The sequence below is a fragment of the Paraburkholderia sp. BR10882 genome, assembly GCF_040948855.1.
Classification (GTDB): Bacteria; Pseudomonadota; Gammaproteobacteria; order Burkholderiales; family Burkholderiaceae; genus Paraburkholderia; species Paraburkholderia nodosa_A.
Genome location: NZ_JBFPKP010000002.1, coordinates 836259 through 853657, shown reverse-complemented (window position 1 = coordinate 853657; position 17399 = coordinate 836259). Strand labels below are relative to the sequence as shown.

Sequence of the window (17399 nt, the reverse complement as noted above, 5' to 3'; positions counted from 1 at the left end):
CCGGCCTCGTGTCGCACGTAGTTGCGCGCGCCCGGTTATATTGCGCCTGATGGTTCCGCACGCCGCTTGCGGCTAGTTGCGCACGGCCGGTGCGGACCGCCACCCGCCCGATCTCGCGCCCGTCCCGCGAGCCCCAGCAAACGAACCCGCCCCGCTCATGGAGCACGCCTACGATCATCTGCTGCACCTGCTCGCCGCGCACGCGACGTGGACGCTCGCCTTTGTCGTGGTCGCCGCTTTCCTCGAATCGCTCGCGTTCATCGGCACGTTCATTCCCGGCAGCACGGCGATGTTCATTGCCGGCGCGTTCGCCGCCACCGGCACGATCAACCTCGGCTGGCTCTTCGTCTGCGCGATTGCGGGCGCCGTGGCCGGCGACGGCGTCAGCTTCTGGATCGGCCATCGCTACCGCGGCTCGCTGGCCCAGATGTGGCCGTTCAGCCGCCACCCCGCCATTCTCGAGCGCGCACACGCCTACTTCGTGAGCCACGGCACGCGCAGCGTGATCCTCGCGCGCTTCATCGCGCCGCTGCGCGCCGTGGTGCCAATCGTCGCGGGCATGGCCGGCATGAAGCCCATGCGCTTCTTCATGATGAACGTGATTTCCGCGCTCGTCTGGGCGCCCGCGCATATCGTGCCGGGCGTCGTGTTCGGCGCCTCGCTCCAGCTCGCGGGCGCGGTGTCGTTCCGGCTGGTGGTCGTCATCGGCATCGTCGCGCTCGCGGTCTGGCTCATCTGGCGCTTCGTGCGCATGCTGCTACTGCACATCGACAACTGGGCCGGCGCGTCGCGCCGCAGCGCGGCGCAGTGGGCAGCGCAGCATCCCGGGCGCGCCTCGAAGCGCATCGCCCGCCTGCTCGACCCGGCGCAGCCCGCGCTTGGCCCCGTCATCGTGATCACGGGCCTCGTGCCGGTGTGCGCGGCCGTGTTTTCCTATGTGCTCGGCAACTTGCTGCGCGGCGCGCCGCTCGTGCAGATCGATCAGTCCGTGCGCCAGTTCCTGCAGTCGATCCGCACCACGTGGGCCGACGCGGCCCTCGCGCGCGTCGAAACGCTCGGCAGCACCTGGACGCTCGCGGCGCTCATCGCGACGGTGGGCATCTGGATGGTGCTGGAGCGACGTTGGCGCACCATCGCTTACTGGATGATTGCCGCGGCCGTTTCGCAGTTGCTCATCCTCATCCTGCGCTTCGTGATCCACCATACGTCGCCGGGCGGCGGCCAGGCCGTCGAGGCCTATGTGTTCCCGAGCGACCGCGTGTCGTCGATGGTGATCGTCTACGGCTTCGTGATGTTCCTGCTCGTGCGCCGCGCGAGCATGCTGGAGGCCGCGCTCGTCGCCGCGCTCGGCAACGGGATCATCGTGGCGGTGGCGTTCGCGGGGCTCTATTTCGACCGCTTCCTGTTCTCGGATGCCATCGGCGGCGCGGCCTTCGCCGCCATCTGGGTGGCGATCGTGGTGCTCACCTCGCTCTGGCGCTACCCCAAGCGGCCGCCGCAGCGCACCTATGTGCCGCCCATCGTGCTGCTCGTGCTGGTCGGCGCCGTTCTGCTGCAGACGGTGCCGGCCAGGCGCACGCCCGCGCCGCCCACGACCGCTGCGGCGCCGCCTGTCGTCCTCTCGCAAATGCAGTGGAGCGATTCGCTGTGGAGGACGTTTGCGTGCTATCGCTTCGACATGAAAGGCGCGCGCCGCGAGCCGATGACGATCCAGTGGGCAGCGAGCGCCGACGATCTGCGCACGGCGCTGCGTGACGCCGGCTGGGCCGAAGGTCCGCAGATCTCGGTGAGGAGCGTGCTATCGCTCGTCGCACCGAACGTGGACGTGATGTCGCTGCCGCTGCTGCCGAAGCTGAACAACGGCCTGCCCTCGCCGCTCGTGTTCGCCCGCGCGCGCCTCGACGGGAAGCCGAACGACGCGGGCGAGCCGGGCAGCCGCCGCGACGTGCTGCGCTTCTGGCCTTCGGGCTATGCGCTCGCGCCGCGGCGCAATGGAAACGGCACTGACGATGGCCATGCGAGCGACGGGGAGCCCACGCCGATCTGGGTCGGCTCGCTTGTCCATGAGCGGCTGCGGCGCGGGTCGTGGCCGTTCAACGTGGTCACGACCTATCCCGACGACGTCGCTGAACTCAGCGCCCCCGGCCAGCCGGCGGGCTGGCGTACGCTCGCGCTGCCGGGCGAGGTGAGCTGCGAAGGGCGGCCTGTGAAGCTGATCGTGCAGGGCGGCCGCTGAAAGGGAAATTGAAGGCTCAGGCCGCGCTCTCGGCCCAGCTCCCCGTCGCGTGGAAGCGGTCGATGCGCTTGCGGGCGTCGGCGTAGGCTGCGTCGAGCGCGGCGTCGGGACCGGTGTAGTTGCGCATCATGTCGTGAAAGCGCACGCTGCGCCCTTCGACATGGGCGTCCGCGCCGTGGCGGCAGATGTAGCCGCTGTAGTGGAACAGCGGCTCGGGCGCGCGCGGCCCGAACGCCGGAATCGGCAGCACCCAGATCTCGAAGCCTTCATGCTCGGTGTGGTCCCACATGCTGTGTCTCCTGTCGATCCGGAGTTAGCGCTTTAGCGCTTACTCCGGTCCCATGCAAAGCTGTCGACCCGGAGTTAGCGCTTTAGCGCTTACTCCGGTCCCATGCAAAGCTGTCGATCCGGAGTTAGCGCTTCAGCGCTTACTCCGGTCCCATGCAAAGCTGTCGACCCGGAGTTAGTGCTTCAGCGCTTACTCCGGCCTGCCCATCAGGGCACGTCGATCATCACGATGACTATCCTCGCACGGCACCCACTCGCCTGCAAACGGCCGTTTTCCCCGAGTTTGGCTAAACTATGCGGGCGCAGCAAAACCCAAACCGACTCTGGACTCACGAGCGATACCCCACATCATGACGCCGGCCTCTCTCACGCAGGAACCGCAGTCCGTCTCCAGCGCCGTCACGCGCAATGCCTTCTTCATCGTCGCGACCGTCAACGACGACGCCGCGAGCCGCGCCACCGTACGCGCCTGGTGCGCCGACGTCGCCAACCTCGTGCGCGCGGTCGGCAAGCGCGTGCCCGCCGGCAATCTGTCGTGCGTGGTCGGCTTTTCGTCCGACGCATGGGACAAGCTGTTCGGCGAGCCGCGCCCGGCCGGGCTGCACCCGTTCCGCGAATTCGGCACGGGCGAGCGCAAGGCCATCGCCACGCCCGGCGACATCCTGCTGCATATTCGCGCCGACGAAACCGACCTGTGCTTCGAGCTGGCCACCCAGCTCATGACGCGCCTGGAAGGCGCGGTCACGACCGTGGACGAAGTGCACGGCTTTCGCAACTTCGACATGCGCGCAATGATCGGCTTCGTCGACGGCACCGAGAATCCGACCGGCAACGAAGCCGTCCATTTCACGGTGATCGGCGAAAACGAAGATCCCGAATTCTGCGGCGGCAGCTACGTGCTCGTGCAGAAGTACATGCACGACATGAAAGGCTGGAACGCGCTTTCCGTGGAGGCGCAGGAGCACATCATCGGGCGCACCAAGCTCCAGGACATCGAACTGGACGAAGCCGTGAAGCCGAGCTGGTCGCACAGCTCGCTCACCACGCTCGAAGACGACGCGGGCAACGAGATCAAGATCCTGCGCGACAACATGCCGTTCGGCCGGCCCGGTTCGGCCGAATTCGGCACCTACTTCATCGGCTACGCGCGCTCGCCCGAGCCGATCGAACAGATGCTCGAAAACATGTTCGTCGGCCTGCCGCCCGGCAACTACGACCGGCTGCTCGACTTCAGCCGCGCCGTCACAGGGGGGCTCTTCTTCGTGCCGTCGCAGACGCTGCTCGAAGCGCTCGCCGAAGTCGACCCGGGCGCCGCGCCCACCATCGAGGTGAGCGCCGCCAACGCATCAGAAACAGAAACCGAGTCTGCCGCCGCGCCCAGCGCGGACGGCTCGCTCGCCATCGGATCCCTCAAAGGAGCACCCCGGTATGAATAACCTCCATCGCGAGCTGGCGCCCATTTCCACGGCCGCGTGGTCGCAAATCGAAGAAGAAGTTGCGCGCACCTTCAAGCGCTCGCTCGCGGGCCGCCGCGTCGTGGACGTCGAGGGCCCCGGCGGCCCCGCGCTCGCGGCGGTCGGCACCGGCCACCAGAACGGCATCGAAGCGCCGCTCGAAGGCATCCGTGCGCGCCAGCGCGAAGTGAAGGCGATCGTGGAATTGCGCGTGCCGTTCGAACTTTCGCGCGAAGCCATCGACGACGTGGAGCGCGGCGCCGAAGACTCCGACTGGCAGCCGGCCAAGGACGCGGCCACGCGCCTCGCGTTCGCGGAAGACCGCGCGATTTTCGACGGCTACACGGCCGCGCAGATCACCGGCATCCGCGAAGGCTCGTCGAACCCGATCCTGCCGATGCCCGCCGATATCGCCGATTACCCCACGGTCATCGCCAAGGCGCTCGAACAGTTGCGCCTGCAAGGCGTGGACGGCCCGTATGCGGTGCTGCTCGGCTCCGATGCGTACACGGCGGTGAGCGAAGCGAGCGACCAGGGTTATCCGATTCTCGAGCACATTCGCCGCCTCGTGAATGGCGAGATCATCTGGGCGCCGGCCATCGAGGGCGGCGCGATCCTGAGCACGCGTGGCGGCGATTTCGCGTTCCACCTCGGGCAGGACGTATCGATCGGCTATTCGTCGCATGACGACAAGAGCGTGAAGCTGTATCTGCAGGAGAGTTTCACGTTCATGATGCTGACCTCCGAGGCTTCGGTGGCGGTGAAGCCGGAGTGAGCCTGCGCTGATTCTCGCGGGCCACGAAAAAGGGGCGTCTCCTCGCGAGCGCCCCTTTTTTCATGCCTCGCCGAACGCGACGTTAGCGGCGCGCGCGATCACTGATAGAAGTTCACCGTCACCACCGCCGAGCGGCCCGGCGCCCAGGTTGCGTAGATCGGATATGCGCTCTGGTAGTACGCCTTGTCGAAGATGTTGTTCACGTTGAGCTGCAGATCGATTTTCTTCGACACACGCCACGTCGCCGCAGCATCGAAGCGCGCATAGCCCGGCGTCCACTTGCGCGACGTCGCCGAAACCGATGCATACGTCAGGCTCGAAACCGTTGCGCCCGCACCCACCGTGAGCTTTGGCAGCACGTCGTAGCTCGTCCACAGCGTGAAGTTGTGCTTGGGCACCATCACCATCGGCAAGCCGGAGAGCGTGGGGCTCGCCGGGCCGGCATCGGTCGTGATCGCATCGAGATACGAATAGCCGCCGAACACGGACCACTTGTTCGTCACGTTGCCCGCGAAACCGAACTCGAAGCCGCGCACGCGTTGCGAGCCCGCGTTGATCGTGCCGCCCAGGCCGTCGCTCACGCGCGCGTTCGTCTTGTCGGTCTGGAACAACGCGGTGGTCAGCGAGAGGCGCTGATCGAGCACGTCCCACTTCGCGCCCACTTCGATATTGCGCGAGCGCTCGGGCGCGAGGTCCTTGTTCGTGGCCGTGATCTGGTCCGTGCCGCCGCCAAGGCCCGAATTCGAGCCCGGCGGATTCGCCGAGGTGCCGTACGACGCATAAAGGCTCAAGGTCGGCACCGGCTTGAACACGAGGCCGAACTGGTAGCTGAAGAGATTCGACGTGTTCGACAGATCGGCCACGCCCGCCTGCTGCGCGCTCACGTCGTAGCGGTCGAAACGCAAGCCCGCGTTGAAGATCCAGCGCTCGGAAAGCTGCACGCTGTCGAACATGTACGCCGAAGCGATATTCGTCTGCGTATGCGTGGCAGGTCCCGGGAAGCTCTTGTCGCCATTGAGGACGATGCTGCCCGTCCACGGGTTATTCGGGTTCCAGTTGTTGATCGACGCGCAGTTGTACGCAACCGAGCACGGGCCGCCCGAGCGGATGTTGTTGCCCGCCGAATCGGTCACGAGATAGCCCTCGTACAGGTCCTGCTCGTGACTGAATTCCACGCCCGCCGTGAACGTGTGGCGCATGCCGTAGAGATCGAACCTGGCCGAAGCCTCGGTCTGGTTCGCGACGCTGTTGGTCGCGTACTTGCCGCTCTTGGCCTGCAGGCTGAGGATGTTCGAGGTCGCGTTCGTCAACTGCGGATTGGTCGCCACGTAGTCGAGTGTCGAGCGGCCGAACATCGTGGTGTTCTTGATCTTCCACGCGTCGTTGATGCGGTGCTCCACCTTCACTTCGCCCGTATCGGTCTGGCCGTAGCGGTAGTCGCGCGAGTTCAGGCCGTAGAACTGGCCGCGGTTGGACGACACCGGCGTGCCGCCCGTCGAGCGGAACGGCACGCTGAAGTCGGGCATGTCGTAGGTGTTCAGGTGGTAGTAGCTCACCGTGACCGTGGTCGGCGTGTTCAGGCCGAACGCGATCGAGGGCGCCACGCCCCAGCGCTCGCTGTACACGTCGGTGCGACCGGCCTGGTCGGCGTCGTGGCCCATGGCGTTCAGGCGGAACGCGGTGGTGTCGTTGAGCGTCTGGTTCCAGTCGATGGTGGCGCGCCTGTAGCTATCGGTGCCAAGCCCCACGCTGCCGTTGATGAAGTTGTCGTCCTGCGGCGTTTTCGTCGTGATGTCGATGCTGCCGCCTACCGACCCGCGCCCGGCATACACCGAGTCCGGACCCTTGATGACGCTGATGTTCTGCACATCGAAGGTTTCGCGGTTCTGCACGCCCGAGTCGCGCATGCCGTCCACGAAGATCGAGTTGCGCGACTCGAAGCCGCGAATCACGGGCCGGTCCGCGGACGGATTCGCCGCCGCGTCGCCGCCCAGGAACGTGATGCCGGGCACCGTGCGCAGCGCGTCCTGGAACGTCGTGACGTTCTTCTGCTTGAGCACCTCTTCAGGAATCACCGTGATGGAGCGCGGCGTGTCGATGAGCGGCGCGGTGAACTTGTACGACCCGAGCGTTTTGGTCTGCATCTCGGAAGGCGCCGAAACGACCTTCACGGCGGGCAGCGTGCTTTCCGTGGCCGCAGTAGACGATGCGGGCGTTGCTGCCGCTGCGCTCGCGGCGGCAGGACTATCGGCGGCGGGCGCGGTTTGCGCGTAAACGAGCGGCGATGCGAAGAAACCGGAGCAATAGAGCGCAGCGGCGGAGGCGATGGCGCGCATCCGCGTCGGGAAATGGACGGACATGAGTAGGCGAGTTGGTCGGCGAATTGTCGTAGTTGCAAATGCGCATGATTCTCATTTGTGATAGCGATTGTAATAACTGGTCATTTGTTTGTAAATATCCAATTCGCAAACCGAATGGCTGTACGGCGATGCCATGCGCCCGCCGCGCCCGACTGCCGGTATGATGGCGGCCTCGCCCCGGACGAGAAGTCGTCCCGGCGCCCGGTTCCATTCACGAAGACAGAGGAAGACCGCCATGACGGCAGCAGCACAATTCGACCAGGTTTCCGTAATCAAACGCGCCAACGTCTACTTCGACGGCAAGTGCGTGTCGCACACCGTGCTGTTCGCCGACGGCTCACGCAAGACGCTCGGCGTGATCCTGCCGGGCACGCTGAACTTCGGCACCGACGCCGCCGAACTGATGGAAGTGCAGGCCGGCCAGTGCCGCATCCGCCTCGAAGGCACCGACGAGTGGAAGACCTACGGCGCCGGCGAGTCTTTCTCCGTGCCGGGCAAGAGCCGTTTCGACATCGAAGTGGTCGAGACGCTCGACTACGTTTGCAGCTACCTGTAAGCGCTGCATCGATTCGAACGCCCGCCGCGTGACGCGCGGCGGGCGTTTTCGCTTTTGCCGAACCTTGGGGGGGACGTGCCGGGCGCGCTGAACGTGCTCGACGCGCCGCCCCGATGCCCTCGCTACAATGGGCGCCAGCCCGTCGCCTGGCGACTCCCACGCCTGTCTTCCCGCCGTGTCATCCTTCCCGCACCAACCCGCGCCCCAACCCGCGCCGCGCCCTCGCGCCAACGCCGATCGTCCGCCGCCACGCAGCCCGCTCGTCACGCTGGCGATCGTGACCGTGCTCACCGGCATCGGCGCGGGTCTCTCCGGCATGCTGCTCGCGCTGCTGCTGCATGCGATCCAGCACGTCGCCTACGGCTACGGCGCGGGGCACATCATCGGCGAGGAGAGCTTTCTGCAGGGCGTGACCGATACCGCGCCCTCGCGGCGCGTGGCGGTGCTCGTGGCGTGCGGGCTGATCGCCGGAGGGGGATGGTGGGCGCTCTATCGCTACGCGCGCCCGCTCGTGAGCATCAGCGCGGCGATCAAGCCGGGCGGCAAGCGCATGCCCATTTTTGCGACCACCGTGCACGCGCTGCTGCAGATCGTGACCGTCGCGATGGGTTCGCCGCTCGGGCGCGAAGTCGCGCCGCGCGAGATCGGCGCCGCGTTTGCGAGCTGGCTCGCGAAGCGCACCGGCCTCACCGCCGCGGAGCGCCGCGTGATGATCGCGTGCGGCGCGGGCGCGGGGCTCGCGGCTGTCTACAACGTGCCGCTGGGCGGCGCGATGTTCGTGCTCGAAGTGCTGCTCGGCACGTTCGGCTGGTCGGTGGCGGTGCCGGCGATCAGCACCTCGGCCATTGCGGCCGTGATCGCATGGATCGGTCTCGGCGACGCGCAGCAATACCACGTGCCCGCCTACGGCATCAATGCGCAGCTCGTGGTGTGGTCGGTGCTCTGCGGGCCGGTGTTCGGCGCAGCCGCGCACGGTTTCGCGCGCCTGACGAGCCGCGCGCGCGACGCCTCGCCCAAAGACTGGCGGCTGCCGCTCTACACGCTCGTCAATTTCGCGGGCATTGGCCTGCTGGCCGTCTGGTTTCCGCAGTTGCCCGGCAACGGCAAGGGCGCGGCCGGCCTGAGCTTCGACGACAATCTCGGCATTGGCCTCGCGGCGACGCTGCTCGTGCTGCGCGTCTTCATCACGACGACCACGTTGCGCGCAGGCGCCAAGGGCGGCCTGCTCACGCCAGGGCTCGCGAACGGCGCGTTGCTCGCCATCGTGATCGCCGGGCTGGTGAACCATGTTTGGCCGGGTCTATCGCCGGGTGCATTTGCGATCGTCGGCGCGGGTGCGTTTCTCGCGTCCTCGATGCAGATGCCCGTCACCGCGACCGTGCTGATTCTCGAATTCACGCACGCGAATCACGATCTCGCGATCCCGCTGCTGCTCGCCGTGGCAGGTTCGGTCGCCACGCTGCGGCTGCTGACGCGTGCGCAGGGCCCCTCCCACGGCACGCCAGCAGTTGGCGCCGAACGTGAACTGCGCCTCGCCGCCCTGCGCGAGCCGTCGGCGCGCGAGTCTTCCGACTGAACCGTTATGCGCCGAGGTCCGCCAGCGGATGCGCCTCGCCGCTCCACGGCGACGCAAGAAAATGCTGCACGCGTTCAGGCCGGACCTCGACGAGCGTGGCGGGCGCCCAGCGCGGCTTGCGATCCTTGTCGACGAGATGCGCGCGCACGCCTTCGCAGAAGTCGCCCTCTTCGATCGCACGGCCAACGATGCCAAGCTCCATGCGGAAGCACTCGGCGAGCGTCATCTGGCGGCCTCGCAACAGCGCTTCGCGCGTGACTTCGAGCATCGTCGGCGAATAGTGCGTGAGCGCTTCGAGTGTGGATTCGAGCCACGCTCGTTCGGCTTGCGCGTGTTCGCGTTCGAGGTCGGCGCGCAGCGATGCGACGATCTGCTCGACACGCAGACGGCGGTCGAAGTGCCGCACGATGAGCGGCGTGAAGGAAGCGAGCGCACCATCGCTAGCCTCGTGACACGGCGCGACGAATACTTCGCGCAACGAAGCATGCACATCGCCCGACCATTGCGCGGCGAGCAGACGCGCCTCGTAGCCATCGAGCCATTCGCCCGGCACACAGGCATCCGCAAGGCCGCAATGCAGCGCGTCCGCGCCGCTGAGCATGGCGCCGGTGAGGCCCACGTAAAGCGCCATGTCCACCGGCATCTTCGCGAGGAAGTGCGTCGCGCCCACATCGGGCAAGAGCCCGATGCGCGTTTCCGGCATCGCGATCTTCGTGCGCGAAGTCGCCACCCGCAGCGCCGCCGCCTGGCCTAGACCCATGCCGCCGCCCATCGTCACGCCGTCGAGCAGCGCGACGAGCGGCTTGGAAAACGTGTGCAACGCGTAGTCGAGGCGATATTCGTCGACGAAGAATTGTTGCCAGCCATTCGCGCCTTCGCGCGCTTTCTCGCGTGCGAGCCGATAGATCGCGCGCACGTCGCCGCCCGCGCAAAAGCCTTTCGGGCCCGCACCTTCCAGCACGAGCGCGACGATGCCGTCGTCTGTGCGCACGCGTTCCAGCAGCACAGCCAGCTCGCGCACCATGGCGTGCGAAAGCGCATTGAGCGCAGCGGGCCGGCTGAGCGTGACGATCGCCACGCGATTGACCACGCGAAACAGCACGTCCTGTTCGGCTTCCGTTGCAGCCTGGGCGGAAGCGGGTGTTGCATTCATTGCCTAGTTCTCCGTTTCAATGTGCCAGCGTGGCTTGCGCTTCTCCAGAAACGCGTTGACGCCCTCGCGCTGGTTGGGCGAATCGAACAGATCGACGAAGCGCTCGCGCTCGACGGCGAGCGCGGCGCTGCGCGGCACGCCGTCGCGCGCCTGATGGATCAGCGATTTGCTGAAGGTGACCGCCTGCGGGCTCAAGCCCGCCACGCGCGCGGCCATGGCGAGCGTGGCCTCGCGCGCGCCGCCGGTTGCGACGACTTCTTCCACGAGACCGATGCGCAGGGCCGTTTGCGCGTCCACGCGTTCGCCCGTGAGGATGATGCGCTTGGCCCAGCCTTCGCCCACGAGCCAGGGCAAGGTCTGCGTGCCGCAGCCGGAGGGCAGCAGCCCCACGGCAGGCTCGGGCAGCGCGAGTTGCGCATGCTCTTCGGCAATGCGGATATCGCACGCAAGCGCGCACTCCAGGCCGCCGCCCATGGCATAGCCGTTGATCGCCGCGATGACCACGGGCCGCGCCTTCTGCAGCGCCTCGAATGCCGCGCCGAACGCGCTCGCCGCCGTGCGTGCGACCTCGCGATCGCCACTGGCGAAGGCGTTGAGGTCGGCGCCCGCGCTGAAGAACTTCGGCCCGCTGCCGGTAATGACGACCGCGCGCACCTGCGGCTCGCGGTCGAACGCCTCGATGACCTGCTGGAGCTGACGCAAGCCGTCGACTGTAAAGGCATTCGCGGGCGGCCGCGAAAGCGTGAGCAGGGCCACCGCGCCCTCATGCGCGTACTCGAATTCGATCATTTCGGACTCCGTGTGGATATCAACGCAGCTCGGGGAAATCCTCTTCCCAATACTCGTCGGGCTGACGCGCCGGTTCGGCGCTGCGCTCCATTTCGCGCCGGCGCAGCTCGACGCGGCGGATCTTGCCCGAGATGGTCTTGGGCAGGTCGCTGAACTGCAGGCGGCGAATGCGCTTGTACGGCGCGAGCTTTTCACGCGAGAAGCGGAACACCTCGCGTGCGAGTTCGGGGCCCGCCTCGAAGCCCTGACGCACGATGACGAAGGCCTTCGGCACGGACAGGCGCAGCTCGTCCGGACTCGGCACGACCGCGGCCTCGGCGATCGCCTCGTGCTCGATCAGCACGCTCTCCAGTTCGAAAGGGCTCAGGCGGTAATCGGACGACTTGAACACATCGTCAGCGCGGCCCACGTAGACGTAATAGCCGTCGTCGCGAAGCAAGGCGACATCGGACGTGTGGTAGTAGCCGTTGCGCATGGCGTATTCGCTCGCCTTTGCGTTGTTCGCGTAGCCCGTCATTAAGCCGAGCGGACGCTGCGTCGAATCTCGCCCAATCGGCAGCGCGATTTCGCCCTCGCTTGCGGGCTGATCGTCGGCATCGACGAGTTCCACGCGGTAGCCCGGCAGCGGCCGTCCCATCGAGCCCGCCACCACGGGCTGGCCCGGCGAATTGCCGATCTGGCAGGTCGTTTCGGTCTGGCCGTAGCCGTCGCGGATCGTAATGCCCCACGCGTGGCGCACGCGCTCGATGATCTCGGGATTGAGCGGCTCGCCCGCGCCCACGATCTCGCGCAGCTTCACTGCATAGGTTGCGAGCGGCTCCTGCACGAGCATGCGCCACACCGTGGGCGGCGCGCACAGCGTGGTCACACCGCATTGCACGATGGCGGCGAGCGTGTCTTTCGGCACGAAGCGCGCGTAGTTGTAGACGAACACGCAGGCCTGCGCGTTCCACGGTGCGAAGAAGCAACTCCACGCATGCTTGGCCCAGCCCGGCGAACTGATGTTCCAGTGGACGTCGCCGGGCATGAGGCCGATCCAGTACATCGTCGAAAGGTGGCCTACGGGGTAGCTCTCGTGCGTGTGTTCGACGAGCTTGGGCTTCGAGGTCGTGCCCGAAGTGAAATAGAGCAGCAGCGGGTCGGTGGCGCGCGTCGGGCCGTTGGGTTCGAACGCGGGGCTCGCTTCGTACGCGCGCGAAAGGTCGATCCAGCCTTCGCACGCACCGGGCGCCGCGCCTACCGCAATGCGCTTCACGCTCGGGTCGAGCGCATCGAATTTGCCGAGTTCGGCGGCGTCCACGACGACGCAGCGCGCGCCGCCCGTTTCCACGCGTTCGCGCACGTCGTCGGGCGAGAGCTGCGTCGTGGCAGGCAGCACGATGGCGCCCAGCTTCATCGCCGCCAGCATCACGTCCCAGAGTTCGACGCGATTGGGCAGCATCAACAGCAAGCGGTCGCCTCGCGTCACACCCTGCTCGCGCAAAAAATTCGCCATGCGCGACGAACGCTCCGACATCTGCGCGAACGAATAACGCGTGCCGCCGTCCGCGAGGTCGTCGACGATCCAGAGCGCCGGGTTGTCATTGCCGCGCGCCATCACGTCGAAGTAGTCGAGCGCCCAGTTGAACGTGTCGAGCTTCGGCCACGCGAATGCTTCATACGCGCGTGCGTAGTCGGTGCGGTGACGCAGCAGCAGCTCGCGTGCGTCGATGAAGGCCTGCGCGGAAGGGGTGAACCCGGTCATCGTCGTCTCCTGTCGAGCCGGAGTTGGTGCAATGCACTTGCTCCGGTCCCATGCATAGCTATGGCGCATAAGCGCTCGCTTTTTATTGCTTCGTCTTCCTCACTTCACTTCAAAGCTGCCGTGCAATCACCATCCTCTGCACTTCGCTCGTGCCTTCGTAAATCTGCGTGATGCGTGCATCGCGGTAGTGACGCTCCACCGGATAGTCGTTCAGGAAGCCGTAGCCACCGTGAATCTGAATCGCGTGCGAGCACACTTCCTCGGCCATTTCGGAAGCATAAAGCTTGGCCTGTGATGCCTCGGAAAGACACGGCTTGCCAAGCGTACGCAGCCGCGCTGCATGATGCACGAGATGACGCGCGGCGTTGATGCGCGTATGCATGTCAGCAAGCAGGTTGGCCACGCTCTGATGCTTGATGATGGGCTCGCCGAACTGCACGCGTTCGTGCGCATAGGCACGCGCCGCATCGAAGGCCGCGCGCGCGATCCCCAGCGCCTGCGCCGCAATGCCAATGCGTCCGCCTTCGAGGTTCGCAAGCGCGATCTTCAGCCCTTCGCCGCGCTGGCCAAGCAGGTTCGCTTCGGGAATCGCACAGTCGACGAGCGAGATCGGGCAGGTGTCCGACGCGCGGATGCCCATCTTCTTCTCATGGGGCCCGACGTTGAAGCCCGGCGTTTCGGTCGGCACGATGAACGCGGAAATGCCGCGCTTGCCGGCGTCGGGATCGGTCACGGCGAACACGATGGCAATGTTCGCGCGCGAGCCGTTGGTCACGAACTGCTTGTTGCCGTTGAGCACCCACTTGCCGTCGCGCAGCTCGGCGCGCGTGCGCAGGTTGCTCGCCTCGGAGCCTGCCTGCGGCTCTGTGAGGCAAAACGCGCCGATCAGCTCGCCGCTCGCGAGCTTGCCGAGCCAGCGGTCCTTCTGCGCGTCGGTGCCGAACTGCAGGATCGGCCCGCAGCCCACCGAGTTGTGCACGCTCACGAGCGTCGCGCACGAGGCGCAGCCGGCCGCGATCTCTTCCATGGCGAGCGCGTAGGCCACGTAATCGGTGTACGAGCCGCCCTGCTCCTGCGGCACGATCATGCCGAGAAAGCCCAGTTCACCCAGTTGCTTGACGACCTCGTCGGGCAGCTTGCCGTCGCGATCCCATTGCGCCGCATTCGGCGCCAGTTGCCCGCTCGCAAAGTCGCGCGCGGCGTCGCGAATCATGCGCTGATCGTCGGTATAGAACTCGTCCATGTGTGTCCCCTTCCTGTGTCTCTTGCGCTTGCCTTCCACTTTGGCGCGATGCGGCCCCGGCGGCAAGGCTTACGAAAAGTGTAGGCACGCGAGCGGCCGTATTCGATGCCCGCCACGCTCAAAGTCGCTGATCGGATTTACCATGTCGGCTGCGATCACCCCTTTGGGAGGCGGTTCTATGCAACCGGCGAGAACCCAGACACTGAGCGAAAAAGGCACGATCTCGATGAGCCTCGTGAACGAGACGCTGGCGCTGGCGCGCGCGGGCGGCCTCGAAACCGCGCCACTCACGGATGCCGCCGGCATCGCGCCGGCCGTGCTGCTCGCGCCCGGCGCGCGCGTGAGTGCGGCGCAATACGGCCAGTTGTGGTCGGGCATCGCGCGCGCGCTCGACGACGAATTCTTCGGCCAGGATTCGCACGCGATGAAAAGCGGCAGCTTCATCGCCATGACGCACTCGGCGCTTGGCGCCAGCACGGGCCGCCAGGCGCTGCAGCGCGCCGTGCACTTCATGCGGCTCGTGCTCGACGATCTCTCGGGCGAGATCGACATCGACGCCACGCGCGTGCGCGTCACGCTCTCGCACCGCGCGGGCAAACCCACGCCCACCCTGTTCGCGTACGCGACCTGGTTCATCCTCGTCTACGGGCTCGTGTGCTGGCTCGTGGGGCGCCGCATTCCGCTTCTCGCGGCGCGCTTTCGCTGCCCGCAGCCTGCCGCCGCGCACGAATACCAGCTCATGCTCTGCGACGACATGGCATTCGATCAGCCGGCCACATGGTTCGAATTCGCGCCCGGCTTTCTCGAACTGCCCGTGATCCAGACCGCCAGCTCGGCGCGGGCGTTTCTGCGCAACGCGCCCGGCAACTTCGTCGTGAAGTACCGCAATCCGGGCTCGTTCGCGGCGCGCGTGCGACGCGCGCTGCGCGCCCTGCCCGTCGCCGCGTGGCCCGATGCCGACGCCATCGCGCAGCGGCTGAACGTGGCGCCCGCCACGCTGCGCCGGCGGCTGAGCCAGGAAGGCCACAGCTGCCAGTCGATCAAGGACGAATTGCGCCGCGACCTGGCGATCGCGGCGCTGCAGGAGCCGGGCCGCCCGGTCGCCGATGTCGCCGCCGCTTTGGGGTTCGCGGAGCCGAGCGCGTTCCATCGGGCGTTCCGCAAATGGACCGGACAGCGCCCGACCGACTACCGCACGGCAAGCAACCGCCAAGACGCTTCGAAGCACCGCGGGTAGCCCTCGATCCCCCTTTGAGTTAATGAGATAGCGCCTATACTTTTAGGGTTATCCCTAATACGAAAGGCCTTGCCATGAACTCCCTTCCGCGTGTAACGCTCGGCGTCCTCGCCGCAGCGTGCTGCTTCGCGTCGGCTGCGGCGGTGGCCCAACCGTACGATCCCTCGCAACCGCTGACTCGCGCCCAGGTCCGGGCGGATCTGATCGAATGGCGGCAGGCGGGCTACGATCCGCTCGACTGGATCGACTACCCGGAAAACGCGCAACGCGCGGGCGCGATCGTCGCGCAACGGCGTGCGGCGCGCGGCGGCGCCGGATATGGCGCTCCCGCCGGTCAAATGCAGCAGTATTCGCTTGATTGCAGGACAGGCCGCAGTCACCCGGCACCAGGCGAAGCAACGCCCGGCGCCTGTGAGCGGTCGTGTCCATTTCCTCCCGCCACGGGCGCGATTCGCCGCGCCTTCTCACGCTGGCTACCGCAACGCGCGCTGTTGTACCCGTTCCACGCTCACGACGGCTTTTCTGCGCTCGACGGACAATTGTTTACAATCGCGCCCGTAGCCGCGCGCTGCGGCATGCGCGCGTGTGCATGGGCACGTCAAGGACCTGCCTGCGCCGACTACACGCAAGACACCACACCAACAAGCAGCGAACAACCCGCTCGACTCTCAAGGGCCCGATCTTCATGGACGCCATCAAACGCTATTTCGGTTTCGAAGAAGCAGGCACCAACCTGCGCACCGAAGTGCTCGCCGGTATCACGACTTTCCTCACGATGGCTTACATCATCTTCGTGAATCCGGCCATTCTCGGCGACGCCGGCATGCCGAAGGAAAGCGTATTCGTCGCGACCTGCCTCGTCGCGGCGCTCGCCTCGCTCGTCATGGGCCTCTACGCGAACTACCCGATCGCGCTCGCGCCCGGCATGGGCCTGAACGCGTATTTCGCCTATACGGTCGTGAAGGGCATGGGCTTCACGTGGCAGGCCGCGCTCGGCGCGGTGTTCATCTCTGGGTGCCTGTTCTTCATCGTCACGCTGCTGCGCGTACGCGAGGCCATCGTCAATGGCATTCCGCATTCGATCCGCGTGTCGATCACGGCGGGTATCGGTCTGTTCCTCGCGATCATCTCGCTGAAGACCTCGGGCGTAGTGGTCGGCAGCCCGGCCACACTCGTCGAGCTCGGCAACCTGCACGATCCGCACACGATCCTCGCGATCATCGGCTTCTTCGCGATCGTCACGCTCGACGTGCTGAAGGTGCGCGGTGCGATCCTGATCGGCATCGTGGGCGTCACGATTCTCTCGTTCTTCTTCGGCGGCAACCAGTTCCACGGCATCTTCTCGCCGCCGCCGTCGATCATGCCGACTTTCGCGCAGCTCGACATCAAGGCGGCGCTCTCCACGGGCGTGCTCAACGTGGTGCTCGTGTTCTTCCTCGTCGAGCTGTTCGATGCGACCGGCACGCTGATGGGCGTGGCCAACCGCGCCGGGCTGCTCGTGCACGGCAAGATGCACCGCCTGAACCGCGCGCTGCTCGCGGATAGCACCGCGATTCTCGCGGGCTCGGTTCTCGGCACCTCGTCGACCACGGCGTATATCGAAAGCGCCTCGGGCGTGCAGGCGGGTGGCCGCACCGGCATGACCGCACTCACCGTGGCCGTGCTGTTCCTCGCGTGCCTGTTCGTCGCGCCGCTCGCGGGCGTCGTGCCGGGCTACGCCACGGCGCCGGCGCTGCTCTACGTCTCGTGCCTGATGCTGCGCGAACTCGCCGATCTGCCCTGGGACGACGCCACCGAAGTCGTGCCCGCCGCTCTCACGGCGCTTGCCATGCCGTTCACCTACTCGATCGCCAACGGCGTGGCGTTCGGCTTCATCTCGTATGCGGGCCTGAAGCTCCTCACGGGCCGTGTGCGCGACGTGAAACTGATCGTGTGGATCATCGCCGCCGTGTTCCTGTTCCGGTTCTTCTATCTCGGCAACGCGTAAA

At 66.5% G+C, this 17399-nt stretch carries 13 protein-coding genes and 1 pseudogene; 8 read left to right on the top strand and 6 right to left on the bottom strand.

The genetic code is table 11. The features are described 5' to 3' along the window. The first annotated feature begins 157 nt into the window (after positions 1–157). Entirely contained in the window at positions 158–2236 is a 2079-nt protein-coding gene (locus tag AB3X99_RS08900) for a VTT domain-containing protein (protein ID WP_342946711.1), read from the top strand. 16 nt (positions 2237–2252) lie between these two features. On the opposite strand, the gene AB3X99_RS08895 is transcribed toward AB3X99_RS08900, so the two are convergent. After that, on the bottom strand, positions 2253–2525 hold the full coding sequence (locus AB3X99_RS08895) for a hypothetical protein (protein ID WP_368616668.1): 273 nt from the start codon (positions 2523–2525) through the stop codon (positions 2253–2255). A gap of 349 nt (positions 2526–2874) precedes the next feature. Between AB3X99_RS08895 and AB3X99_RS08890 the strand changes: the two genes are divergently transcribed. Both AB3X99_RS08890 and AB3X99_RS08885 read left to right on the top strand, forming a co-directional pair. Then, positions 2875–3960, top strand: a complete 1086-nt coding sequence (locus AB3X99_RS08890) for a Dyp-type peroxidase (protein WP_342946712.1) — start codon at positions 2875–2877, stop codon at positions 3958–3960. Continuing rightward, positions 3953–4753 (top strand): family 1 encapsulin nanocompartment shell protein, encoded by an 801-nt coding sequence (locus AB3X99_RS08885; RefSeq protein WP_342946713.1) that lies wholly within the window; start codon positions 3953–3955, stop codon positions 4751–4753. Before AB3X99_RS08890 ends, AB3X99_RS08885 begins: the two co-directional genes overlap by 8 nt. A gap of 98 nt (positions 4754–4851) precedes the next feature. Here the strand turns inward: AB3X99_RS08885 and AB3X99_RS08880 are convergent, their stop codons facing one another. Further along, positions 4852–7113 carry a TonB-dependent receptor gene (locus tag AB3X99_RS08880; RefSeq protein ID WP_368616667.1) on the bottom strand — a complete coding sequence of 754 codons (2262 nt, stop codon included), beginning with the start codon at positions 7111–7113 and terminating at the stop codon, positions 4852–4854. A 235-nt stretch (positions 7114–7348) separates the two neighbouring features. Here AB3X99_RS08880 and AB3X99_RS08875 point away from each other — a divergent pair, with 235 nt between their 5' ends. Continuing rightward, positions 7349–7669, top strand: coding sequence for a pyrimidine/purine nucleoside phosphorylase (locus tag AB3X99_RS08875; protein ID WP_342946715.1), 321 nt, complete (start codon positions 7349–7351; stop codon positions 7667–7669). Positions 7670–7985: 316 nt separating this feature from the next. Continuing rightward, positions 7986–9245: a chloride channel protein gene (locus AB3X99_RS08870; RefSeq protein ID WP_368616734.1), complete on the top strand. Its 1260-nt coding sequence runs from the start codon at positions 7986–7988 to the stop codon at positions 9243–9245. Between the two features lie 4 nt (positions 9246–9249). Here AB3X99_RS08870 and AB3X99_RS08865 read toward each other — a convergent pair whose 3' ends face one another. The 4 genes from AB3X99_RS08865 to AB3X99_RS08850 form a co-directional block, all read right to left on the bottom strand. Continuing rightward, complete coding sequence (locus AB3X99_RS08865; RefSeq protein WP_368616666.1) at positions 9250–10398, bottom strand: enoyl-CoA hydratase/isomerase family protein; 1149 nt, start codon at positions 10396–10398, stop codon at positions 9250–9252. Positions 10399–10401: 3 nt separating this feature from the next. Then, a complete protein-coding gene (locus AB3X99_RS08860; RefSeq protein ID WP_368616665.1) occupies positions 10402–11187 on the bottom strand; it encodes an enoyl-CoA hydratase in 786 nt (261 codons plus the stop codon). Between the two features lie 19 nt (positions 11188–11206). Then, a complete protein-coding gene (locus AB3X99_RS08855; RefSeq protein ID WP_368616664.1) occupies positions 11207–12931 on the bottom strand; it encodes an AMP-binding protein in 1725 nt (574 codons plus the stop codon). Between the two features lie 109 nt (positions 12932–13040). After that, the gene (locus AB3X99_RS08850; protein ID WP_368616663.1) at positions 13041–14174 is read right to left on the bottom strand and encodes an acyl-CoA dehydrogenase family protein; all 1134 of its coding nucleotides are present in this window, start codon (positions 14172–14174) and stop codon (positions 13041–13043) included. A 178-nt stretch (positions 14175–14352) separates the two neighbouring features. On the opposite strand from AB3X99_RS08850, the gene AB3X99_RS08845 reads away from it, so the two are divergent. From AB3X99_RS08845 to AB3X99_RS08835, 3 genes and pseudogenes are all read left to right on the top strand, one after another. Then, complete coding sequence (locus AB3X99_RS08845; protein WP_368616662.1) at positions 14353–15411, top strand: AraC family transcriptional regulator; 1059 nt, start codon at positions 14353–14355, stop codon at positions 15409–15411. 74 nt (positions 15412–15485) lie between these two features. After that, positions 15486–15713: pseudogene (locus AB3X99_RS08840) on the top strand (DUF4148 domain-containing protein); the annotation flags it as partial. 383 nt (positions 15714–16096) lie between these two features. Continuing rightward, positions 16097–17398, top strand: a complete 1302-nt coding sequence (locus AB3X99_RS08835) for an NCS2 family permease (protein WP_069261735.1) — start codon at positions 16097–16099, stop codon at positions 17396–17398. Position 17399 lies beyond the last annotated feature (1 nt).